The organism is Pseudoprimorskyibacter insulae, assembly GCF_900302505.1.
Taxonomy (GTDB): domain Bacteria; phylum Pseudomonadota; class Alphaproteobacteria; order Rhodobacterales; family Rhodobacteraceae; genus Pseudoprimorskyibacter; species Pseudoprimorskyibacter insulae.
Map to the genome: position 1 here is coordinate 86317 of NZ_OMOJ01000008.1, position 21056 is coordinate 107372.

The 21056-nt window shown below is 55.8% G+C and carries 20 protein-coding genes; 10 read left to right on the forward strand and 10 right to left on the reverse strand.

Annotated elements, in window-relative coordinates:
- Positions 1 to 6: 6 nt before the first annotated feature.
- Together alaS and recA are read right to left on the reverse strand one after the other, a co-directional pair.
- On the reverse strand, positions 7 to 2679 hold the full coding sequence (gene alaS / locus PRI8871_RS15645) for an alanine--tRNA ligase (RefSeq protein ID WP_108887184.1): 2673 nt from the start codon (positions 2677 to 2679) through the stop codon (positions 7 to 9).
- Positions 2680 to 2816: 137 nt separating this feature from the next.
- Positions 2817 to 3890 carry a recombinase RecA gene (gene recA / locus PRI8871_RS15650; protein WP_108887185.1) on the reverse strand — a complete coding sequence of 358 codons (1074 nt, stop codon included), beginning with the start codon at positions 3888 to 3890 and terminating at the stop codon, positions 2817 to 2819.
- A 196-nt stretch (positions 3891 to 4086) separates the two neighbouring features.
- Between recA and PRI8871_RS15655 the strand changes: the two genes are divergently transcribed.
- A complete protein-coding gene (locus tag PRI8871_RS15655) occupies positions 4087 to 4689 on the forward strand; it encodes a sulfotransferase family protein (RefSeq protein WP_108887186.1) in 603 nt (200 codons plus the stop codon).
- Here the strand turns inward: PRI8871_RS15655 and PRI8871_RS15660 are convergent.
- The gene (locus PRI8871_RS15660; protein WP_245897885.1) at positions 4686 to 6923 is read right to left on the reverse strand and encodes an ATP-binding protein; all 2238 of its coding nucleotides are present in this window, start codon (positions 6921 to 6923) and stop codon (positions 4686 to 4688) included. The genes PRI8871_RS15655 and PRI8871_RS15660 overlap by 4 nt on opposite strands.
- Before the next feature lie 215 nt (positions 6924 to 7138).
- On the opposite strand from PRI8871_RS15660, the gene tkt reads away from it, so the two are divergent.
- Positions 7139 to 9130, forward strand: a complete 1992-nt coding sequence (tkt, locus tag PRI8871_RS15665) for a transketolase (RefSeq protein WP_108887187.1) — start codon at positions 7139 to 7141, stop codon at positions 9128 to 9130.
- Here tkt and PRI8871_RS15670 read toward each other — a convergent pair.
- Entirely contained in the window at positions 9127 to 10278 is a 1152-nt protein-coding gene (locus PRI8871_RS15670) for an RsmB/NOP family class I SAM-dependent RNA methyltransferase (protein WP_108887188.1), read from the reverse strand. The genes tkt and PRI8871_RS15670 overlap by 4 nt on opposite strands.
- Before the next feature lie 178 nt (positions 10279 to 10456).
- On the opposite strand from PRI8871_RS15670, the gene PRI8871_RS15675 reads away from it, so the two are divergent.
- Together PRI8871_RS15675 and PRI8871_RS15680 are read left to right on the forward strand one after the other, a co-directional pair.
- Complete coding sequence (locus PRI8871_RS15675; protein ID WP_108887189.1) at positions 10457 to 10804, forward strand: helix-turn-helix domain-containing protein; 348 nt, start codon at positions 10457 to 10459, stop codon at positions 10802 to 10804.
- Between the two features lie 178 nt (positions 10805 to 10982).
- Positions 10983 to 11693 carry a hypothetical protein gene (locus tag PRI8871_RS15680; RefSeq protein WP_146188696.1) on the forward strand — a complete coding sequence of 237 codons (711 nt, stop codon included), beginning with the start codon at positions 10983 to 10985 and terminating at the stop codon, positions 11691 to 11693.
- On the opposite strand, the gene PRI8871_RS15685 is transcribed toward PRI8871_RS15680, so the two are convergent.
- Positions 11690 to 12370, reverse strand: a complete 681-nt coding sequence (locus PRI8871_RS15685) for a hypothetical protein (RefSeq protein ID WP_146188697.1) — start codon at positions 12368 to 12370, stop codon at positions 11690 to 11692. The genes PRI8871_RS15680 and PRI8871_RS15685 overlap by 4 nt on opposite strands.
- Positions 12371 to 12488: 118 nt before the next feature.
- On the opposite strand from PRI8871_RS15685, the gene PRI8871_RS15690 reads away from it, so the two are divergent.
- Genes PRI8871_RS15690 through PRI8871_RS19675 form a run of 4 tightly spaced genes read left to right on the forward strand, consistent with a single transcriptional unit; the run spans position 12489 to position 14981 of the window.
- Positions 12489 to 12758: a hypothetical protein gene (locus tag PRI8871_RS15690; protein ID WP_219929032.1), complete on the forward strand. Its 270-nt coding sequence runs from the start codon at positions 12489 to 12491 to the stop codon at positions 12756 to 12758.
- On the forward strand, positions 12755 to 13249 hold the full coding sequence (locus PRI8871_RS20235; RefSeq protein ID WP_370742131.1) for a plasmid mobilization protein: 495 nt from the start codon (positions 12755 to 12757) through the stop codon (positions 13247 to 13249). The genes PRI8871_RS15690 and PRI8871_RS20235 overlap by 4 nt, the downstream gene beginning before the upstream one ends.
- Complete coding sequence (locus tag PRI8871_RS15700; RefSeq protein ID WP_108887193.1) at positions 13246 to 14577, forward strand: relaxase/mobilization nuclease domain-containing protein; 1332 nt, start codon at positions 13246 to 13248, stop codon at positions 14575 to 14577. Before PRI8871_RS20235 ends, PRI8871_RS15700 begins: the two co-directional genes overlap by 4 nt.
- 50 nt (positions 14578 to 14627) lie before the next feature.
- A complete protein-coding gene (locus tag PRI8871_RS19675) occupies positions 14628 to 14981 on the forward strand; it encodes a hypothetical protein (RefSeq protein ID WP_181389490.1) in 354 nt (117 codons plus the stop codon).
- Positions 14982 to 14991: 10 nt separating this feature from the next.
- On the opposite strand, the gene PRI8871_RS15705 is transcribed toward PRI8871_RS19675, so the two are convergent.
- The 4 genes from PRI8871_RS15705 to PRI8871_RS15715 all read right to left on the reverse strand — a co-directional run bounded on the left by PRI8871_RS15705 (position 14992) and on the right by PRI8871_RS15715 (position 18925).
- Positions 14992 to 15804 (reverse strand): hypothetical protein, encoded by an 813-nt coding sequence (locus PRI8871_RS15705; RefSeq protein WP_108887194.1) that lies wholly within the window; start codon positions 15802 to 15804, stop codon positions 14992 to 14994.
- Between the two features lie 327 nt (positions 15805 to 16131).
- Positions 16132 to 17883: an ATP-binding protein gene (locus PRI8871_RS15710; RefSeq protein WP_108887195.1), complete on the reverse strand. Its 1752-nt coding sequence runs from the start codon at positions 17881 to 17883 to the stop codon at positions 16132 to 16134.
- A gap of 168 nt (positions 17884 to 18051) precedes the next feature.
- Positions 18052 to 18213 (reverse strand): hypothetical protein, encoded by a 162-nt coding sequence (locus PRI8871_RS19680; protein WP_181389491.1) that lies wholly within the window; start codon positions 18211 to 18213, stop codon positions 18052 to 18054.
- Positions 18206 to 18925: a recombinase family protein gene (locus tag PRI8871_RS15715; RefSeq protein ID WP_108887196.1), complete on the reverse strand. Its 720-nt coding sequence runs from the start codon at positions 18923 to 18925 to the stop codon at positions 18206 to 18208. The genes PRI8871_RS19680 and PRI8871_RS15715 overlap by 8 nt, the downstream gene beginning before the upstream one ends.
- Before the next feature lie 38 nt (positions 18926 to 18963).
- Here PRI8871_RS15715 and PRI8871_RS15720 point away from each other — a divergent pair, with 38 nt between their 5' ends.
- Complete coding sequence (locus PRI8871_RS15720) at positions 18964 to 19302, forward strand: hypothetical protein (protein ID WP_108887197.1); 339 nt, start codon at positions 18964 to 18966, stop codon at positions 19300 to 19302.
- Between the two features lie 2 nt (positions 19303 to 19304).
- Here the strand turns inward: PRI8871_RS15720 and PRI8871_RS15725 are convergent, their stop codons facing one another.
- The gene (locus tag PRI8871_RS15725; RefSeq protein ID WP_108887198.1) at positions 19305 to 20108 is read right to left on the reverse strand and encodes a hypothetical protein; all 804 of its coding nucleotides are present in this window, start codon (positions 20106 to 20108) and stop codon (positions 19305 to 19307) included.
- A gap of 296 nt (positions 20109 to 20404) precedes the next feature.
- On the opposite strand from PRI8871_RS15725, the gene PRI8871_RS15730 reads away from it, so the two are divergent.
- Complete coding sequence (locus PRI8871_RS15730) at positions 20405 to 20878, forward strand: hypothetical protein (protein WP_108887199.1); 474 nt, start codon at positions 20405 to 20407, stop codon at positions 20876 to 20878.
- The last annotated feature ends 178 nt before the right edge of the window (positions 20879 to 21056 follow it).

Here is a 21056-nt window from a genome sequence, read left to right on the forward strand (position 1 = left end):
GATTGATTAGCCGTTCAGCACTGCCTCAGCCGCCGCGATCGCGCCTTGAGCGTTCTCGGCGCTTTGGCCGCCGCCCTGGGCCATGTCAGGACGGCCACCGCCGCCCTTGCCGCCCAGTTCGGCCACAGCCGCCTTAACCAGATCCACAGCCGACACAGAGCCCACCAGATCCGAGGTCACGCCAGCCGCCACAGCCGCCTTGCCGCCCGTGTCAGCGATGAGCAGAACCGCACCCGACCCGATGCGCGACTTATGTTCATCAATCAGCGGCGGCAGGTCTTTGCCCGACACGCCGGTCAGTACCTGTGCCAGGAACTTCACGCCATTTACGTCTTTGGCTTCGGCACCGCCGCCCTGCCCGGCACCGCCAGCCATGGCCAGATCGCGGCGCAGCTGGCCAACTTCGTTGGTCAGTTCCTTGACTTTTGACATCTCGCCCTTGATCCGCGCGACCAGCTCATCCGGCTTGGCCTTCAGCTCTAGCAGTGCAGCCCCCAGAACGGCCATGCTATCGGCAACGTATCGCTGCGCGCCTTCGCCGGTCAGCGCTTCGATCCGGCGAACACCGGCCGAAGATGCGCTATCGCCCAGCAGAACAAAGGCACCGATATCGCCGGTCTGTTTGACATGCGTACCGCCGCAGAGTTCAAGCGAATAGGTCTTACCGTCCGAGCCTTTGCCCGTATCGGCGCGGCCCATCGACACGACGCGCACCTCATCCCCGTATTTTTCACCGAACAGCGCCTGTGCACCAATGGCGCGGGCATCGTCGGGCGTCATGATCCGGGTGTCCACAGCGGTGTTCTGACGGATGTAGGTGTTCACCTCATCCTCAACCTTGCGCAACTCGTCGGCACTCAGGGCCTTACCGTGGCTGAAGTCAAAGCGCAGACGGTCCGGTGCATTGAGCGAGCCGCGCTGCGCCACGTGATCGCCAAGCGCATTGCGCAGCGCTTCGTGCAGCAGGTGCGTGGCCGAGTGGTTGGCGCGGATCGCACCACGGCGGCCATGATCAACCTCAAGCGCGACCGGCTCACCCTTGGTGAAGGTGCCGCGTTCCACGGTGATGTTATGGGCAAAGACGCCGCCACCGGCCATTTTTTGCGTGTCGGTCACGCGGGCCTGATGATCTTCGTCCTCAAGGCGGCGCAGATAGCCGGTGTCGCCCACCTGACCACCTGATTCCGCATAGAACGGTGTCTGGTTCATCACCACCCAGCCGCTTTCGCCTTCGTTCAGGCGATCAATCGCGGTGCCGTCCCGGACGATGGCGATGATCTGGCCTTCGGCGATTTCGGTGTCATAGCCAAGAAAATCGGTCGCACCGTGCTTATCGGCAATGTCGAACCAAACCGTGGCATCCGCCGCCTCGCCCGTACCGGCCCAAGCGGCACGCGCCTTGGCCTTCTGTTCGGCCATCGCGGCATCAAACCCGTCGGTATCGACCGCGCGGCCCTTTTCACGCAGCGCATCCTGCGTCAGGTCCAGCGGGAAACCGTAGGTGTCATAGAGCTTGAACGCCGCCTCGCCCGGCAGGTTCTTCCCGTCCGGCAGATCGGCCAATTCGTCGTCCAGCAGCTTCAGCCCGCGATCCAGCGTTTGCTTGAACCGGGTTTCTTCCAGCTTCAGTGTTTCCTGAATCAGCGATTGGGCCTGCGCCAGTTCCGGGTAAGCCGCGCCCATCTGACGGACAAGCGCCGGAACCAAACGGTGCATCAGCGGATCTTGTGCGCCCAGCAGGTGCGCATGGCGCATCGCACGGCGCATAATCCGGCGCAGAACATAGCCGCGCCCATCATTCGACGGCATCACACCATCGGCAATCAGGAACGAGGTCGACCGCAGGTGGTCGGCGATCACGCGGTGATGCGTTTTGCCGGGGCCATCCGGGTCACTGCTGGTGGCATCGGCGCTGGCCTCAATCAGGCTGCGCATCAAGTCGGTGGCGTAGTTGTCATTCGTGCCTTGCAGCAGCGCCGCCACACGTTCAATGCCCATGCCGGTGTCGATGGACTGCATGTCCAGCGCCCGCATCGAGCCATCTTCGAACTGTTCGTTCTGCATGAAGACTATGTTCCAGATCTCGATGAACCGGTCACCGTCTTCTTCGGGCGATCCCGGAGGGCCACCCCAGAATTTTTCGCCGTGATCATAGAAGATCTCGGTGCAGGGGCCGCAAGGACCGGTCGGCCCCATCTGCCAGAAGTTGTCAGAGGTGGCGATGCGGATGATCCGGCTTTCCGGAACACCGATTTTCTTCCACATCTCAAAGGCTTCGTCATCGGTGTGATAGACGGTGGTGTACAGCTTGTCCTTCGGAATGCCGAAGTCCTTGGTGATCAATTCCCACGCAAAAGGGATCGCCTCAGTCTTGAAGTAATCGCCAAAGCTGAAGTTGCCCAGCATTTCAAAAAACGTATGGTGACGCGCGGTATACCCGACGTTGTCCAAGTCGTTGTGCTTGCCGCCTGCGCGGACACATTTCTGCGCGGTGGTGGCGCGCTTGTAGTCGCGCGTCTCAACCCCGGTGAACAGGTTCTTGAACTGAACCATGCCCGAGTTTGCGAACATCAGGGTCGGGTCATTGCGGGGAACCAACGGGCTTGAGGGCACGACCTGATGGCCTTGCTTTTCAAAGTAACCCAAGAAGGTCGAGCGGATATCATTCAACGTCGGCATAAGCGGTCTCTGGCCTTAAGTTTCGGCGGTCCCGGCAGGTTTATCCCTGCGATGGTGCGGTGTCCATAACAAGGGCGCCCAAAACGCAACAAGGCACCCCGAAGGATGCCTTGTCCTGTGTCCAAAGCGGATTTGGATCAATCGTCCAAAATCTCTTCCGAGCCGTCGTCATCGGGCATATGAAAATCAAGCCCATGCGCCGCGCGGATCTTATCCTCGATCTCCAGCGCCATGCGGGTGTTTTCGCGCAGGAAGTTCTTGGCGTTCTCACGCCCCTGCCCGATCCGTTCATCGCCATAGCTGAACCACGCGCCGGACTTATCGACCACACCGGCCTTTACGCCCAGATCCAGCAATTCGCCCATCTTGGAAATGCCTTCGCCATACATGATGTCGAATTCCACCTGTTTGAACGGCGGGGCCACCTTGTTCTTGACGACTTTGACGCGGGTCTGGTTGCCAACCACTTCGTCGCGGTCCTTAATCGCGCCAATGCGGCGAATATCCAGACGCACCGAGCTGTAGAATTTAAGCGCGTTGCCGCCGGTGGTGGTTTCGGGGCTGCCGAACATCACGCCGATCTTCATGCGAATCTGGTTGATGAAGATCACCATGCAATTGCTGCGCGCGATCGAGCCGGTCAGTTTGCGCATCGCCTGGCTCATCAAGCGGGCATGAACGCCCACACTGCTGTCGCCCATATCGCCTTCAAGTTCGGATTTCGGCGTCAGAGCCGCAACCGAATCGACGACGACCAAGCTAACGGCGCCCGAGCGCACCAGCGTATCGGTGATTTCCAGCGCCTGTTCCCCTGTGTCAGGCTGCGAGATCAGCAGCTCATCCAGGTTCACACCCAGCTTTTTCGCATAGCCCGGATCAAGCGCGTGTTCGGCGTCCACAAAGGCGCAGATGCCGCCTTTTTTCTGTTCTTCGGCGATGCAATGCAGCGTCAGCGTGGTCTTACCAGAGCTTTCTGGCCCATAAATTTCGATGATCCGGCCCTTGGGCAGGCCGCCGATGCCAAGCGCAATGTCCAAACCCAGAGAGCCGGTCGAGGTCGCTTCGATATCCTTCATGGCGTTTTCACCGCCAAGTTTCATGATCGAGCCTTTGCCGAACTGGCGTTCGATCTGCGACAGCGCGCTGTCCAGAGCCTTCTGCCGGTCCGCGTTCTTCTTGGTATCCATCGTCAAAAGATCCGCCGTTGCCATGGTCTGGCTCCTTATTCCACAGCCGCGCACGGGCGGCAATTGCTGCTTTTGTTCGCCTCTTGTTCTCACCCATATGAGACCAAAACAAGAACATTTCAAGTGAAACTTTTCATTTCACGAGTGTTGAGGCAGATCGTTAAGGATAGATTAAGCCCGACCTGCAATTTACGGCTGCATTCGACAGAAAGGCTCTGCTTTGATAATCTTTTGGAAAGAACGTCTGGTCATGCTAGCGGTGCCGAAAACCGGAACATCGGCCTATGCCAAGGCGCTGGCAGATCGCGCAGGGCTGATCGTGCAGGATCCGCCAGAACTGAAGCACGCGCCAGTTTATCGCTATAATCGATTCTTCCGGCCCATGCTGGAAAAGGTCGGCGCGGATCATATGGATATGATGGCCGTGGTGCGCGAACCGGTCAGCTGGCTGGGCAGTTGGTACAGGTATCGCCAACGCCCGTTTCTGGATGGCAAGCCCGGCTCGACCAAATCGGTCACATTTGATGAATTCGTGCGGGCCTATTGCATGGATCAAAGGCCCGCTTTCGCCAATGTCGGCAGTCAAGCCAAGTTCGTGGAGCCGCGCCCAAATGGCACCAAGGTCAGCCATCTGTTTCAGTATGAAGATCAGCCCAAGATCCTTGGGTTCTTGGAAGACCGCCTTCAGACCAAGATCACCTTGCCGCAGGTCAATGTATCGCCCTCGATGCCGCTGGAACTAACCGGGGCAACGCGGGATCTGTTGGCGCAGACCTGCCCCGATGAATTCACTATCTGGCGCAGTGCCAAAGGGGCGCTTTAACCCAATTGCGCCTGAACGGTTTCGGTCAATTCCTGAAGCGAAAACGGCTTGGGCAGGAACACCGAATTGGGCACATCCCCGTCGGTCGCGTTGAACACATCCTCGGCATAGCCCGAAACGAAAATGACCTTCAGATTGGGCCGGGCTTCGCGGGCAAGACGCACCCAAGTCGGCCCGTCCATGCCGGGCATGACAACATCGGTGACCACGACATCAACATGTAACCCCGCATCCTCCATCAGCTGCATCGCGGCTTCGGCTGAATCGGCCTCAATTACCGAATGCCCCCTTAGGCGCAGCGCACGCGAGGCAAAGGCGCGCACAGGGGCCTCATCCTCAACCAGCAGAACAGTGCCCGATTGCGGCCCGTCCGGACTGGGCGCGACCTGCGGTGGTGCCTGCGGTTTTTCGGGGGCGTCGCTGCGGATCTGAGCGGGCATTAACAGCGTGAAAACAGTGCCTTGGTCCAGTTTGCTATCGACAAAGATAAAGCCGCCGCTTTGCTTGACGATGCCGTAAACCATCGACAGTCCAAGCCCCGTGCCTTCGCCCGTGCGCTTGGTCGTGTAGAAGGGTTCAAAAATCTGGGTCAACTTGCTGGGCGCAATCCCGCAGCCTTCGTCGGACACTTGCAATCGGACGTATTTTCCCGGCGGGACGGTCGCATTGTCGCGATGCAGTTCTTCTTTTAAAACAAGCTCATCCGTCTTGATCGTAATGTTACCCCCATCGGGCATGGCATCCCGAGCATTCACGACCAGGTTCATCATCACCTGTTCCAACTGACGTTTGTCCGCCCGAATGCGCGGCAACATCGGTTGCTGATCGAAGGTGAGCGTGACCTTTTCTCCAACAAGGCGGTTCATCAGATGCGTAAGGTCGGACATGGTATAGCGCAGGTCAATCAATTCGGTCTGCAAGGTCTGTTTGCGCGAAAAGGCCAGAAGTTGCCCGACCAAAGCGGCGGCGCGGTTCGCGTTCTGATGGATCTGGATGAGATCTCCATAGTCTGGATCGCCCTGATCATGGCGCAGCAACAACAGGTCGCAATGCCCTGAAATCGCAGTCAAAAGATTGTTGAAGTCATGCGCGACGCCCCCGGCCAATTGGCCGATAGCCTGCATCTTCTGCCCCTGCACAAACTGCGCCTCAAGGGTCTTCAGTTCTGTCGCGTCATTCAACACCGCGAAATAGCCTGTCCCCCCATCGCGTTTGATCCGGGTCAGAGTGATGTGTACGATGATTTCACGATCTTTGCGGGACAGCCGGGCGAATTCTGAACTGCTGGCACGCGGGTCATTGGCCGCCGAGGCCAGCCATTCGGTCACCGAACGCCCCATGCCTTGCATCACCGCATTGAGGCGCAGCCCCTCTGTCTGATCGACGCCCAGCAGCGTCCGCGCGGTATGATTGGCCTCAAGAATTTCGCCATCCAGATCCACCCGCAACAGCGCCAGCGGCATATCCTCAATCCCGCCGCCTTGCGACGCGGGCGATGCGCTTGGCACCAAGGCCACCTGCTGCATCCCCGCAGGCGCAGGGAGCCAGATCACGTTGATCCCCTCGATTTGCGCCACGCCCTGTTGCGCCAACAACTGATCAATCAGCGCACCACCGGTTTCGCCAAATTCCGGCAAGGCCCGTGCCGCGGCATTGGCCCCAAGCAGACGCCCCTTTCGGTCAAACAAAATCGTCGGCACCGCGCCTTCGGACACCCGCGCAGGCTCGGGTAAATAATCGGTCTCCAGACGCCAATACCGCCCGCCCCAACCGATACGATACAGCGTCAGGCGGGACCGGCCCATTGGGGTGATCCGTTCGAAACTGGTTGCGCCATCGCCGGTTTCGTCCTGCTGTAGCACGTCCAGAACATGGGCGGCATCCGCATAGACCATCCCCAAAGCATCGACGAGCGACTGGGCATCGCCGCCAAACCGGTGGGCCGCTGTATTGCCCGCCTTGATCCGCAGGCGGGAATCGGTGATCCAATGCGCCGCGTCGGAGTTATGGGCCAGCATAAGCGCCTGTCTACCCGCCCTTAAGTGTAAAAAATCCCAAACAATTGGGAAAAACGCCAAGGCGAAGAAACATGCCGCCAAAGCAATGCCAGCCAAACCTATTGTGCCTGCACCGTCCATCGCCAGCACAAGATAGCTGCCGATCAGGATCAGAAGCACCGATACAGCCACCGTCTGCCGCCATCGAAAAATGCTGCCGCCAATGTCTTTCTGCATGGTCATCTCCAGTCGAGGCACCTGAGATTCTCCATTTAAAAGAAACCCTTCCAAACGCACAACCCTAAGGATACACCAACCTCGATCGTCTGCTTACTGTAAATTCAAGAACAGTTTAGATTTCCTTAACGATCCTTCACAATTCCGAAATTGTGATTGGGCTACCGCTCGGGCTACCCACCAATCGCTGGATGCACGAACAGGAGAGCGCAGATATGACCGCGACATCGCAACTGACCGCAGAAGACTTGCGCCAGATGGGGCATGCCATCCGCTTTTTGGCGATGGATGCGATTGTACGCGCCGCCGATGGCCATCCGGGCACGCCTTTGGGCGGGGCCGATATCGTGACGGGCCTTGTCAGCCAGCAGATGAAATTTGACCCCAAGGTGCCAAACTGGCCCGACCGCGACCGTTTTGTGCATTCAGCGGGCCATGGCTCGATGCTGCTGTATGCGATGCTGCACCTTGCGGGCTATGACAAGATCGACCTTGAGCAGGTCAAAAGCTTCCGCGTATTGGGCTCGCACACTGCGGGGCACCCCGAATTTGACATCGAGGCCGGGATCGAAACCACCACCGGCCCACTGGGTCAGGGCATCACCAACGCCGTGGGCATGGCCATTGCCGAGCAGATCCTGAATGCCGAATTCGGTGACGATATCGTCGATCACCACACCTATGCCTATACCGGCGACGGCTGCTTGATGGAGGGTATCGCGGCCGAGGCCATCGCCATCGCGGGGCATCTGAAGTTGGGCAAGCTGGTCTATCTGTGGGACGACAACCGCATGACCGATGACGGCCCCACCGATCAGGCCGTGACCGAAGATCAATGCGTGCGTTTTGAAAACAACGGCTGGCATGTGCAATCCGTGGATGGGCATGACGCGCTGGCCGTGGCTGCCGCGATTGAGGCCGCCAAGGCCGATCCGCGCCCCTCTATGATTGCCTGCCGAACCTTCATCGGCTTTGGCATTCCGCGCATCCAGAATGATCGCGCGGCCCATGGCGGCAAGATCTTTGTCGAGGATACCGACGCCGCCCGCGCCAATCTGAACTGGCCGCATCCGGCATTTGAGATCCCGCAAGCGATCTATGACAATTGGCACCTTGCGGGCCAGCGCGGCGCAGCCGAGCGTCAGGCCTGGGAAGCGCGCCTTGCCGCCCTGCCCGAGGCCAAGCGCGCCGAGTTCAACCGCCGCATCGCGGGCGATCTGCCTGAAGGCTGGGAGGTCGCGATCCATTCGGTCAAGCAACGTATGGCCGATGGCGAAGCCCGCGCCGGTATCCGTGCTTCGGGCGAAGTGCTGGCCGGTATGGCCGACGCCATCCCCGAATTGATCTCGGGCGCGCCGGATCTTGAGGCCGCCACTCAGCACAAACGCCAATTGGCACCGTTTACCGCCGACGACCGCTCGGGCCGCTATATACATTACGGCGTGCGCGAATTTGCAATGGGCGCCATAATGAATGGCATGACGACCCATGGCGGCGTTGTCTCGGTCGGGACGACTTTCCTCGTGTTCTCGGATTATATGCGCCACACCCTGCGCATGGCCGCGCTGATGGGCATTCCAGGCGTGTTCGTCTTCAGCCATGACTCGATCGGCATCGGCAAGAACGGCCCGACCCACCAGCCGGTGGAGTATCTGGCCAGCCTGCGCGCCTATCCCAACATGGTCACGCTGCGCCCTGCCGACGGTACGGAAATGGCCGAAGCATGGGAGATTGCCCTAAGCCGCAAGAACGGCCCGACGAACATCATCTGCTCGCGCCAGCCGCTGCCGCCGGTGCGCACTGGCTATGAGGTGGAAAACCGTGCCGCCCTTGGGGCCTACGTGCTGTCTGACGCGTCAGGCCCGCGCAAGGCCACGCTTTTGGCCACCGGATCGGAAGTCGCCATCGCGCTGGACGCGCAAAAGGCGCTTGAGGACGAGGGCATCGCAACCGCTGTGGTTTCCATGCCCAGCTGGGAGCTATTTGAGCAGCAGGACAAAGCCTATCGCGACAGTGTTGTGGGCCGTGGCACCGTGCGCGTCGGGATCGAAGCCGCCGTGCGCTTTGGCTGGGATCGCTACATCGGCGAAGACGGCGCGTTCATCGGCATGACCGGTTTTGGCGCGTCGGGTGCGGAAACCGATCTGTTCAAGCATTTCGGCATCACGGCAGACGCCGTTGTCGCCGCCGTGAAAGAGCGCCTTTAAGCCTTACGCAGGACCGCCACGAACAGCCCGTCGCCGTCAGGCCCGGGCAAGTGGCGGTCTTGCCGTTCCAGCGTGAAATCAGGATGATCGGCCAAGAACGCCGTGACTTGATCGGCGTTTTCTTCATCCAACACCGAACATGTGGCATAGGCCAGCACGCCGCCCGCAGCGACCATCGGCGCACAGGTGTCCAGGATCTGCCGTTGAATGCGGTTTAGATCGGCCAGTCGTTCAGGCGTCAGCGCCCATTTCGCCTCAGGCGCACGGCGCCACGTGCCTGCACCACTGCACGGCGCATCGCATAGGATCAGGTCATAGGGGCCTTTCGGCGCTTTGACCGGGATCAGCTGCGCCCCAGCCCGTTGCGCCCGGTCGGGGATGTCGGCCATGCGGCGCTGATCCACGTCATGCACATCGACCGGCCCGCGCAGATCGGCGGCCATCGCCAACGCCTTGCCACCGCCGCCCGCGCAATAGTCCAGAACCCGCAGGCCATGCGCCAAGGGTAAGGCCGAAATCACCGCCTGACTGGCTGCGTCTTGCACCTCAACCAGACCATCCCGATAAGCGGCAGACCCGGACACACGCCGTGCGTTTTCCAGAACTTCCAGCGCGTTCGGCGCGGTTTCGCAAGCGCGGGTCTCAATCCCTTCCGCCGCCAAAGCCGCCTGCGCCTTGCCCATATCCGACAAAAGCGCGTTCACCCGCAGGAACACCGGCGCACGGTCCCGTTGAACGGCGCAGACCTGTTCGACCTCATCGCCCAGCGATGCCGCAAACCGGTCCGCCAGCCAGTCCGGCAGGTCCATCATATCCCGCCCGGAAGGATCGCCCCACGCTGCACGCTCACTTTCCGAAACCGGAGCCGGCGCAAAGCCTTGCCCGGTGAAGATGGCATCGGGGTCTTGCCCATCAAGCCGAACCCAACCTTGAAGCAAAGCCCGGCCAGACTCGCCCCCGCCTGATGCGGCAGCACTGCGGCGCTTGCGCAGGGCGTCAAACACGATGTCCCGAATGGCGGCACGGTCCTTGGAACCAGCAAATCGATGGCCGCGCGCCCATTGCGACAGCGCTGGCTCAGCGGCTTTGCCACGGCCCATGTCGTCAAGAATTTCAATAGCGGCGGCAATGCGGGCGTCGGGGGTCATGGGCCATCCTGCGGTGGGTTTCGCCCGTCTTACCGCGAACCAACAGCCGTGAACACCGCCACATTTGCAGGCACTGTCGCAAACAGCCCCCTCAAGACACACAAACGACTATTGTCCACATTGAAAAAATAGACAATTGTAAACATCCGCTCAATTTTACCAAAATCGGACTCTGCCAATGGCCCAAAAGACCTTCCGCGAAGCCCTTCTTGCCCGTTTGGCGGACGATAAAATCAAGCTGCCAGAGGTTGCACGGGGCAGCGGGGTATCCTTGCCCCAGCTTCGAAAACTGGTCGCCCGCGACGCGGCCACGACCAACGTGGAAGACGCCGCACGGATCGCCGCCTTTTTCGGGGTTACTTTGGACCAGTTCCTTGGCAACCCGGAACTGTCAGGCCCAATTGAGATAATGCGTCTCTACACGAGCTTACCACCGCATTTGCGTGTGCGCATGCAGGCCTACGCAGAAGGGCTTCTTGAAGCCCAGGAGGCGACTCAAGAACAGCCCGCAACCACATATGAGTGATCTCTTCCTCAAGAAGGTCGATATCGCGATTTGACAGCTTGTCTTTATAAAACAACGACATAGTTACAGGCCCCCGAGCACTTACCAACAACTAATCACGCAAGGGTTGTATCGCTCAACGGTAAAAGCTAGCGTGTCGCCAGATAGAGACATATTTTTCACCTCCAATGGATGCCCCATGAAGGACCTGCTTTTAGAAGCCTGCGCAATCCGCAATACGAGCTTGCGTCAAGTCTGTTTAAAAACCGGGCTCAACTACAAGACCATAAACGGGAAAATCAATAAGGGCGTCGAATTCACCGCCCGAGAGCTTTTCACCATCTCACAGGCCTTACGCTTTCCGATGGAACATTTCCTATCGGATTCTCTGGCCTGTTCCGCAGTTCAGGATTCATCCCCAGATTTGATCATGGAAACGGCTGAACAAATCGTCGAATCCGCCCTTTTCAGAGCGCGTGAAAAGGCTCGACAAAACGGCCAGCACTTAGACACGGATACGTTGTTGAATTGGCTTCAGGTCAATGGCGGCCGCTTGGATAACTTTGAGCCGATCAAGGACCACGTCGATCTATATCGCCCCATCCGCCCCGAAGACCGCACGCTTCAACCCGAACGCCTTGGCCGGTTCAGTTTGGCCAGCGTGACCTTCGACATCCACAGCGTCGATGACTTTGTCGACAAGGTCGGGCGCTTTGATCACAAAATCATTTCAAGCACGATGAAGGCCCATGTTGAGGCCCGGTCCGTGCCTTACCGGGTTGAGGACATCACGATTGATGTCTCGATCGCGGGGCGAAACATCCACAAGCGCTATCGCCGGGTGCTTGCCCCTGTGATTGATGAAAATGGCAAAGAGCTGACCTTGCTGTTTGCCAGAACCCTTGCCTAATCCAGCCGTCCGGAAAACTCGTTTTCAAAATCAACGCGCCGCAACACAACCATGCGGTGTGAATTTGCCCACCCCGGAGGCGGATCGTTGCGCCAGCGGATGGCGTTTTTCACCTGTACCGTAAACCCATATTCAACGGCCAATAGCCGATGGCGTTCGGAAACAAAAGCATACATCGCATCGAAATTCCGCCATTTGCTGGCGGCAATCGACATCAGAATTTTCATGAATGTCTTGACCGCCGCCATATCCCCCTGATGGCCCTTCTTGATTTGCAATTCGCCAATATAGACCAACCGCCCCTTCAACAGGTCAACCACTGGGCGGGCCACATTCTCTACCGGGGATTGTCCGTGTATCGCGCCATAGTAGGACACGGCAATCCGCGACAGAAAGGCTGGATATGTCTCTGAACCCAGATCCTCCAGCCGTGCTGCGGCCCCGCCGATCACTTCGCCGTCCTTTTCCAGAAACAACCAAAATGCTGTCCCTTGGGTGAAATCATGCCGTGTGACATCCATCATCGGCATCTGCCGTTCACGCCCCGTCGTCTCAACCAGCGCCGGAACTTCGCTGAAATCAGCCGGCATTCGCAGCGAATACCCCCCCTGAGAGAGCCGTTCGAGGAGTTGGCTGGTTACCATAAGTTGTGAAAGTTCGAGTTGATCTGCATCCATTGGAATCCCCCTGTATCTTCGGTTGATTCCTAGCGATGCGCGCACAACCATAAAAGCCATGTTTGCCAATGACTTGCATTTGAAGACATTTGTCCCAAAATGAAAAAAACAGGTACTTTTGTCCGCACTCGGAACAGACCGAAACGGCAATCTGGTTCTGCCAGCTGCAAACGCGGAATCAAAGATATGGAAAATGGCGCGCTCAGACGGAGGGGTTTCGAACTCCAAAGAGCATCCAAATCTAGCAAAATCATTTGCTTCGACAAAGGCATTTTCCGCCTCGGACTACGGTGATGTGGATAACCTCGATGCGGTGTTTGAGGCACTGTCGGCTTGGGAAGAACAGCTTCGGGATGTGGATTTTGATATTTCGGAGCCGAAGCCATGAAGAAGCTACCGGACAATATCACGGATACGTTCTTGCGGGTGGCAAAGGGGCTTTCAACCCAAACAACGCCCCCTGCCCCTGTGCAAGTTCCACAACCCGCATCCGAGACCGCAACCGCCAAACGACAAGCAACGCATACAATTTCACTGCGTGTGACTGATGAGGAAAAAGCGCAGCTTGCCCACGATTCCGCTGGCATGTCGCGCAGCGCGTATATGCGGGAACGCTTGTTTGGGGCGGATGCCAAACCGCGCAAGACACGGGGCAAGTTTCCGGTGAAAGATTATGAGGCGTTAGGGCGAGTTCTGGGGTTGCTCGGGCGCAGCAACCTTGCCGATGATCTCGGTCAATTGGATTGGGCGATAGAGAATGGTGTTGTCCAAATCGACGCGCCCACCGCGCTCGCCATCAAAATGGCTTGCGTCAATATCGCCGCGATGCGGGCGGATTTGATCATCGCGCTCGGCCTCAAAACGGAGCGCGTGCCATGATCCTCGTTGGCAATCAACGCGGCGGGGCGCGGGACTTGGCGCGGCATCTTTTGAAGGATGAGAATGAGCGCGTTACCGTGCATGACATACGCGGCTTTGCGGCAAATGATCTGTTGGGCGCGTTTCAAGAAAGCCATGCCATCAGTCGCGGCACAAAGTGCAAACAGCATTTGTTTTCCTTGTCGTTGAACCCGCCCAAAGATGCGGACGCCTCGCCCGAAGATTTTGAGGATGCGGTTGCCCGCGTCGAAAAATCCCTTGGCCTGACCAACCAGCCCCGCGCCATTGTTTTCCATGAGAAGAAAGGCGCGGATGGGCAAACGCGCCGCCATGCGCACGCCGTATGGTGTCGGATCGACATCGAGAACATGAAGGCGGTGCAGCTTTCGTTTTCGCATTCCAAACTGCAAGACGTGGCGAGAGAGCTATACCGTGATCACGGCTGGCAGATGCCGCGAGGGTTTGTGCGGCATGAAGAACGTGATCCGCGTAATTTCTCCCTTTCGGAATGGCAGCAATGCAAACGCGCCGAACGTGACCCCGCCAAAACCAAAGAGATATTCCAAGATGCTTGGGCGGTAAGCGATAGCCGCGCTGCCTTGGCGCAAGCCCTGCGGGCGCATGGCTTTGTGCTGGCGCGCGGAGATCGGCGCGGCGCTATCGCAGTCGATTATAAGGGTGAGACCTACGCAGTCTCCCGCTATGTCGGCATCAAAGCGAAGCAGGTGCGCGACCGTCTGGGCGATTTATCCACCCTGCCCGATGTCGCCACCGCGCAAAACGAGGCGGCGCAGGATGTGCAAACCCGCCTTGATGAACTGCGCCGTGAGGAAGAACGCCACAAAGCCGAAGAAGCAGCTCGTCAAAAAGAAGAACAATCCTGCCTCCGCGCCCGTCAGGTTCGGGAGGCAGCGCAATTGCACCAAGCCCAACAAAAGCGGGAGCGTGAGGCACAAATCGCCCGAAACGCCAAAATCCGCACAGGCTGGCGCGGCCTCATAGACCGGATCACTGGACAGCGACGCAAAACGCTCGAAGATAACGCCCGCGCTCAGGAACAAGCCCTCCAACGCGATGAACAAGAACGCCGAGCCGCAGCCGCTCGCCAAGTGCAACAATTGGCGCAAACTCAATCCCGCGCCCAAGCCACACAACAAAAACGCGCAAACACCATCAAAGAACTACGCGACGACTTCAACGCCCTAGAAGCCTCCAAAAAAGCCGAACGCCAACGCGCCAAAGAAGCCTTCATACGAGACCGCAAAAACCGCACCACCCGCCCCAAACGCCGCAACAGAGCGCGTGATGGGCCGAACTTGGAGCGGTGATCGCGCGTAAAAGTTTGACAAATTGCCAAATTATATTGCATATATGGAATATGATCAAATTATTGGAGTACTTTAAAAATACAAGTAAGCGGTTGAAGCTGTTCACAGAGTTTCAAAACTCAAATCCTTGGCAAACGAATAATATCGCAAAAATAGACCCCAATAAGCTAAACAGACGCCAACGTTTAGAACTGTTTGAAGAGTTTCAATTCTCAATTCACAGGTCGCCGACCGGGGTAGTTGACATAGAATCCATACAATTAGTACGCAAGTTCTCAACCGCTCCAACTGACTCAGACGCACAGCGAGAGGGTGAAAGAAGAATTATTGCACACCTCAATAGCGGCAATAGAGACATGGCAACACTCGCGGCAGGAAGCTTGCTCAACTTCGAATACCCCTAGGGCTTTTCTTCTACGCTTTCCCTTCCGAGCTGGTGGAAAACAAATCGTCTACTTTTATTTCAACACCTGTTGAACCTTCGATTTTTTCCCGCAGCCATTTGTAGTCAACATCACTGGCAATCACGCTAGTGAGGTACTTTTTCACCCATTCGTCACCATATTTTAGCTCGAAACGCTTTGCTTTACCGTCGGGTATCCTAATTCCCTCTTGGCGAAATGTCTCTCCGCTTCCTTCCGTGGAAATCGATGCTTCAAGATATCTGGGAGCCGCTCGAAAGAAATCGGTTGGAACAAACTTACCATTTGAGAATCCACGCTTGCCTTGGTAATTCTCGCCGTTAAAGTCAAAGAAATTCAAATACCTAACAATCGGACCTGATGTGCGGAGATGCGCTACTTCAGAGATTGTTCTGAACGTCCCAAGGCTTTCAGTCAATCTTGTCGTCACGACCACGGTTTCTTGATTGTCGATGGAGTACTTTATCAGCGCGACACCCGGATAAAAAAGTGAGTTATCGCTACCAATATGCTCACCCGGACGCGTATGAAGAAGCCAATGCCCTTCAACATGTTTTGCCCCCATTACAAACTTCCTAACACGATATTTTCTCAAAAGGTACATGGAAACGAAGCGAACTAGCGCCCCCCCTAATATCGCAATTGTAATGCTGAACACTTCAAGGACGACGCCACTTGTTAGTTGCGTGTCCGGAAAAAAAGGAAAACTCAGTGTTTTGCCTGATAAACTCTTGCCAAATGCGTAGATTAAAAGCGAAGCGGCAGAAATTAAACCAACGAGCAAATTAGACAACCTCTGTGTCATGTGAATCCTCAAAATTGCTTTTTTCAAATTCCGTAGAGAGCATAACCTGCCATCCAACGCTATTTCAACTGGATCATCCAAGTGCCAGCAGGGGGTATGCAACAGGGGGCGGCACGCCTCCTTTGCCGAGGACGGCGGAGCCGCCCGCAGTACAAGATGCGGCGTAACACGCCGCACATCTTGCGTGTTCTCTTATCTATGAAGGACATACGCCACAGGCTCTGTAACACATTCGGCGAAGTGTATTACACGTAGTCGCGTAACGCACTCCGATCTCACCCAAGACTGCCATGACAGTCATCGTGCGATTGCTCACCTGCTACCCAGTCAACTTGTCAGTTGTTTCAATATCCAGTCAATTTCAGAGCGCGAACTTGCAATCCGGCTTTCATAGCTCTCTACAACAACACCTTCTGCCAACGACGCGACCTCAGGATTTCGCTTCTTGCCAATGATGATGACGTCAATTCTGGCATCAGAAGGAAGTAATGGTCGCAGACCATCACGGTAGTCTTCTGCCTGAGAGATTTCCTTTCTACCGATCACCTTGTCGGGTCGTTTGAATTCAATCAAAAGATACTGGCCTGAGATGCTACCACCGAGGAAAAGATCTGGCCGCTTATCTGCCCGCTTGCCTTTGTATTTTGAACCTAAATAGTCAGACACGATCCTTCGGAAGGTTTGGTTTGTCGCAATCAGCGTTTTGTCCATCCCGAAGACCCAAAGGTTCCTTTCAAGTGCGGTGTGCATCGCTGCTTCCGTAGTCTTTTGATCGCGCGCAAGACTGTGAAGATGGGTGAGAAACATGTCGCGGTTACGGGCTTGTGATCCAATATTTGCGAGTTCCAGCAAACCGAAGCTGTCAAGCGCATCTGCAAAGTCTTGAACCTCACCGTTTGACGCTTTGTTGATTTGATCGAGAACCGCCCAATATCCGTCCAACTCCATAGCATCCAGCGCAACGTCGATAATCACGGCAATCTTATCGTCGGACTCCCCATAGAAGCGGCCAAGTATCTTCTCGATAGCTTGCTGGGCCGATGCTCTCCTGTTTTCAGGAAGTTTCTCAAGCCGCTGCTTGATTTTTCGTTGGAGCCGTGCCTTCTGCGCGGAAATTTGCTTTGAGTGCGTTTGCGAAAGTGCCACTTTAACCTTTTCGCGGACGAATGAAGCAACCTGCTCCAACACTTTGCTACTTTGGTTCAAGTCGCCCCAATCGGCAGTGACTAAACCCGCAACTTCTTCTATCTCGACTTCGCCCGCGACCTGTTTCAGCAATTTAGGCGGTATCTCCGGGTCATCATCCAAACCGAAATACGATGGTCGACCCACGATCTTGCCATCGACGCGAAGGCTTATCCCTGGATCCTTCATTTTTGACTTTTCATCTGTGATGGTGAAACGCAGCTTCGCGCCTTCGGGACCTGCAATCCCTGTTGCGTCTTCGTAGTGGCCAGGCAAATCGCGAAACCCGACGCTATCACCATCTACAAAAATTTGAAATTCAGGATTTCGGCCATACTCACGAAAAAGCAGGCGTTTCAATTCGTGTGGCCTCGGGAAGTTAAGGCTTTGATCCAAGTCGGTTAGCGTAATTTGCGTTCCTGTTTTCTCAGAAGCCTCAGCAATGACTTCAAAATTTAATGGCACACGTTCAAGGTCACCTTTGTGCTCCGTAAGGATTTTTTTGTCTAACTCCAAACGACATGTTGAAGTCTCATGCCATGACGTCAGGAGCATTTTTGATGCCACCGTCAGACCTGCAAATTTACCGATACCCTTGCGCCCTTTTAGCCTTCGCTTGAATTTCGAAGAAACCTGCTTCCCGCCAGCGCGTTTGTCGCGCGCAATCTTAAGGTACTCAGACCGAATTTGTGCCTCATTCATGCCCATACCGTTGTCGCGCACGATGATCGCATCTTGGGTCATAGGCTTTGGAAGGCTTACATCTACTCTAATTGCATCTGCATCCCAAGCATTGTCGATCAACTCTTTCAATGCCTGTTCACTTGAGCGGTATGTTTCGCCCAAAAGGCGGGCAAGTTGCGGGTCAACTTGGAAGTATGCGGAATCGGACATATTACAAATCTACTACAAGTTGCTATCATGGTGAACACTGAAACTAAACATGGTGTAAAATGGCATGCCGTGAGATATCATGAATTGCTGTGCAGAGGCGCAAAGCGACGGGACGCTCTCACGAGCGTACTTCTCATAACTTAGAATGCTCTGCGCCTTCGCAACAGTCTACTTTTGCGTCTGTTTCCCCGAACAATTCCATTGATCGTGCGCCCAAGCTTCAACCGTGCGCAAGAACTCAGCTCGAATGATCGGATCACGAACTGCCGAATAGGCGCATTTGAGACGGAATAATTCGGCTTCGGTAATACCGTAGATAGTTTTACTCATAGCAATTTTCCTTTTTTTTTCGGGTGACTGGGTAATTTAATCCATGCTGATGAAAAGCGCGCTCCAGCGTGGAGCGGGCGACACCGAATGCGGTTGCAACGGCTTGTGTGGGTTCGCCGGATTCCACCGCAAGATAGGCTGCTAAAACTTGTGCTTCATCCAGCATGCGAGGCCTGCCCAGCTTTGCGCCACGCTTCCTTGCAGCGGCCAACCCTTCGCGGGTCCGGCGCGAAATAATGCGGCGCTCAAACTGAGCGAAGGCAGCGAGCAGCGTATAAAACAACTCTCCTTCCGGCGTGGTGGTATCGACTTGTAACGACAGGATGCGGAAGGCGACGTTGCGGTTTCTTAGATCAGCGGCTGTGAGCATCGCGTCGACCGATGATCGGAACGCCCGATCTAAATCCAGAACAATGAATGTGTCGCCGGGGCGCAGGGAGCGCATGACCTTTTCAAAGACTGGACGTGCGTCGGCAACGGCGGAGACATGCTCTATGTGTAGGGCATCGCATTCGAGGCGCAGGGCTTCGGTTTGACGATCTGTGGCCTGCGCGCGAGTGGAGACACGGATATAACCATGGCGACGGGCTTTGGTGCTAGCGCTTGTGCGAAAATGATCCTTTCCGCGCACTCTTGTTTTCGGCTCAACCTGCGGAGAGCGAGGCTTGCAAAGCCCCGCATTCCTTGGGTTTGTATTTATCTCTGTTTCCATATGCCGTAAAGACGGCGAATGACAAAAAACCATGGATTATGAACAGCATAGCAACGTGGTGTGGGGCAATAGGCGCGATAGCGTTGAACATGATTTACCCACAGGAATCTGTGGCGGAAGGACTCACCGCCAAAGATTTTTTGGTCTGGGACGAACCTTCCCAAAACAGCTTTCTATTTTCATCGGTAGGGATGGCTGCCGCAATAGCCTCGCAAACCAAGCCTGAGTTAGCACAGTGTTTAAATGATTGGTATTTCGGAGACAAAACAAACACTCGCAACGGCGAGATACTCGACTTTATGGGGCAATATGGCGGATATCATCCCACCACCGTCATTTTGGCAGTTGTCGAAAATGCATGCGGTGAGTTTGGTTAAAGCTAACCGCCGATCTTGAGTCGGCCAGTCGGTGCGGTGGATGTGAAATCGTGGTCTGTTGCAACCTGAACGTCCTTGTTAGAGACGTAGGCGCTGACTTCGGCGGTTAAAGCTGCCTCTATATTTCGTAAATTTTGCTGGATGTCTTCCGCTTCAACTTCAATTTCCTGCACTCGACTAATAGCGGCGGGCGGGTCTTCGCGGTTTAGCTCGTTTTGCAAATCGCCAAGATCGGCCTCCGCGCGTTTCACATCAAGGATTGCAGCCTCGGTTTTTGTCTGCTTCTCGCGCAAAGCTACATAGTGCTCATAGCTCGGCTCGTTGCCCATCCATTGAATATGCGCGGCGATTTCATTGTCAACGCGCTCACCGTTTTCGTCATAAACCTCCCCGTTCGCATCACGAAAAACCTTGCGACCATCGGGCAAAGTTGGCGCGTCGTCCAATGCCTCTTTGATATCCAGCGCGATATCCGCCTTTTGCCGCATGAGGCGCTCCAAAATATCATCGGCAAGCTCGAATGTCTCTGTGATGGCCTGCGTGGCAGCGCGATGCGCGGTGGAATACCCAACATCATTTTCCAAAAGCCATTGCAACGTGCGCGCATGGCGCGCCGCCGCCGAACCTTTCTTCTCCCCTGTCATCGGGTCAATTTCCTGACGCACGCCATGCCTCTGTATGCGTCCGACATCCGCACCGGACACAGCGTTGTTGTAGTCGTCCTGATCCTGTGTAGCTTCCGCCGTCGCCATGCGAGCGGAATGGAGCTTATAATCATCACGCGGCGGCTCTATCACATCAACCATCGAAACCGCCTTTTCGGCGGTGTCCTACCGGACACCGCGTGTGCCTTGCATTGCAAGGCACACGGTAGAGCCCCAATGATACCCGACCACCCGAATGCATAACTTTATCGCTTAAATTCAATACCATACCCCAAAATTATACACCATTTTCAACCTATGGTGCAAATAGTGTTCAATCTCAATCAATTGATCTTTCAGTTTAGTTCTGGTTAAAACCGCGTAGAACAAACTCCAAAAAAATGGTTTTTGTATTCCGACAATAGTGATAATTTCTGCACAGCACGTAAGATCAAAAAATGTCTAATTTCTTCGGCTACTTTTTACAGGTACTTGGCCTGCAACAGGGCGCAGCACATCATGTTGGCTCGCTCCGTCTATCAGCGTCAAAGCTCAACACAGAATTCGAGACGCAACTTCACAAAACGGCACAATTCCTTCAAACTGAGAAAATCCATCTCCGTCACAGACTCGCAGCAATACCTGAAGATACCGCCGAACCACTTGAGCAGATTGACGGCTTGGTCGGTCAATTGCTTGATGAAATCAGCCTCGGCCTGCAAACAGCCCAAAACAGCCGTGAAACCATCGAAAAAGCATCTATGTTTTCCTCTGCGCGCCAGTGGGAAGAAGTGATCGCGCTCCTTGAGCGTCACAAAGGTGCAGCGGAACTCCAAGACCAAAGAGCGAAAAATGCAATCGGTCAGTTTCATCGGATCATAGATGGCACTGTTTCTCAGATCGAACTTGACGAAGTTTCACCTTTGGTGTGACACCCACTGCTTACGCCCCCTTGGCCGATCATCACAACCAATCATGGCTCATGACCTGCCACGGGATTTTTCCTCCACCGTTGATTAGAGTCCGATCCAACTTGAGGACGGACAATGAAGCGAACGAGATTCACGGACGAACAGATCATCGGCATCCTGACCGAGCACGAAGCAGGCG

What these genes read in the sequence shown, in the direction of transcription:
- alaS (WP_108887184.1), bottom strand. Translation starts at nt 2,679, where the DNA reads ATGCCGACGTTGAATGATATCCGCTCGACCTTCTTGGGTTACTTTGAA.
- recA (WP_108887185.1), bottom strand. Translation starts at nt 3,890, where the DNA reads ATGGCAACGGCGGATCTTTTGACGATGGATACCAAGAAGAACGCGGAC.
- PRI8871_RS15660 (WP_245897885.1), bottom strand. Translation starts at nt 6,923, where the DNA reads ATGCAGAAAGACATTGGCGGCAGCATTTTTCGATGGCGGCAGACGGTG.
- tkt (WP_108887187.1), top strand. Translation starts at nt 7,139, where the DNA reads ATGACCGCGACATCGCAACTGACCGCAGAAGACTTGCGCCAGATGGGG.
- PRI8871_RS15670 (WP_108887188.1), bottom strand. Translation starts at nt 10,278, where the DNA reads ATGACCCCCGACGCCCGCATTGCCGCCGCTATTGAAATTCTTGACGAC.
- PRI8871_RS15675 (WP_108887189.1), top strand. Translation starts at nt 10,457, where the DNA reads ATGGCCCAAAAGACCTTCCGCGAAGCCCTTCTTGCCCGTTTGGCGGAC.
- PRI8871_RS15680 (WP_146188696.1), top strand. Translation starts at nt 10,983, where the DNA reads ATGAAGGACCTGCTTTTAGAAGCCTGCGCAATCCGCAATACGAGCTTG.
- PRI8871_RS15685 (WP_146188697.1), bottom strand. Translation starts at nt 12,370, where the DNA reads ATGGATGCAGATCAACTCGAACTTTCACAACTTATGGTAACCAGCCAA.
- PRI8871_RS20235 (WP_370742131.1), top strand. Translation starts at nt 12,755, where the DNA reads ATGAAGAAGCTACCGGACAATATCACGGATACGTTCTTGCGGGTGGCA.
- PRI8871_RS15700 (WP_108887193.1), top strand. Translation starts at nt 13,246, where the DNA reads ATGATCCTCGTTGGCAATCAACGCGGCGGGGCGCGGGACTTGGCGCGG.
- PRI8871_RS19675 (WP_181389490.1), top strand. Translation starts at nt 14,628, where the DNA reads ATGATCAAATTATTGGAGTACTTTAAAAATACAAGTAAGCGGTTGAAG.
- PRI8871_RS15705 (WP_108887194.1), bottom strand. Translation starts at nt 15,804, where the DNA reads ATGACACAGAGGTTGTCTAATTTGCTCGTTGGTTTAATTTCTGCCGCT.
- PRI8871_RS15710 (WP_108887195.1), bottom strand. Translation starts at nt 17,883, where the DNA reads ATGTCCGATTCCGCATACTTCCAAGTTGACCCGCAACTTGCCCGCCTT.
- PRI8871_RS19680 (WP_181389491.1), bottom strand. Translation starts at nt 18,213, where the DNA reads ATGAGTAAAACTATCTACGGTATTACCGAAGCCGAATTATTCCGTCTC.
- PRI8871_RS15715 (WP_108887196.1), bottom strand. Translation starts at nt 18,925, where the DNA reads ATGGAAACAGAGATAAATACAAACCCAAGGAATGCGGGGCTTTGCAAG.
- PRI8871_RS15720 (WP_108887197.1), top strand. Translation starts at nt 18,964, where the DNA reads ATGAACAGCATAGCAACGTGGTGTGGGGCAATAGGCGCGATAGCGTTG.
- PRI8871_RS15725 (WP_108887198.1), bottom strand. Translation starts at nt 20,108, where the DNA reads ATGGTTGATGTGATAGAGCCGCCGCGTGATGATTATAAGCTCCATTCC.
- PRI8871_RS15730 (WP_108887199.1), top strand. Translation starts at nt 20,405, where the DNA reads ATGTCTAATTTCTTCGGCTACTTTTTACAGGTACTTGGCCTGCAACAG.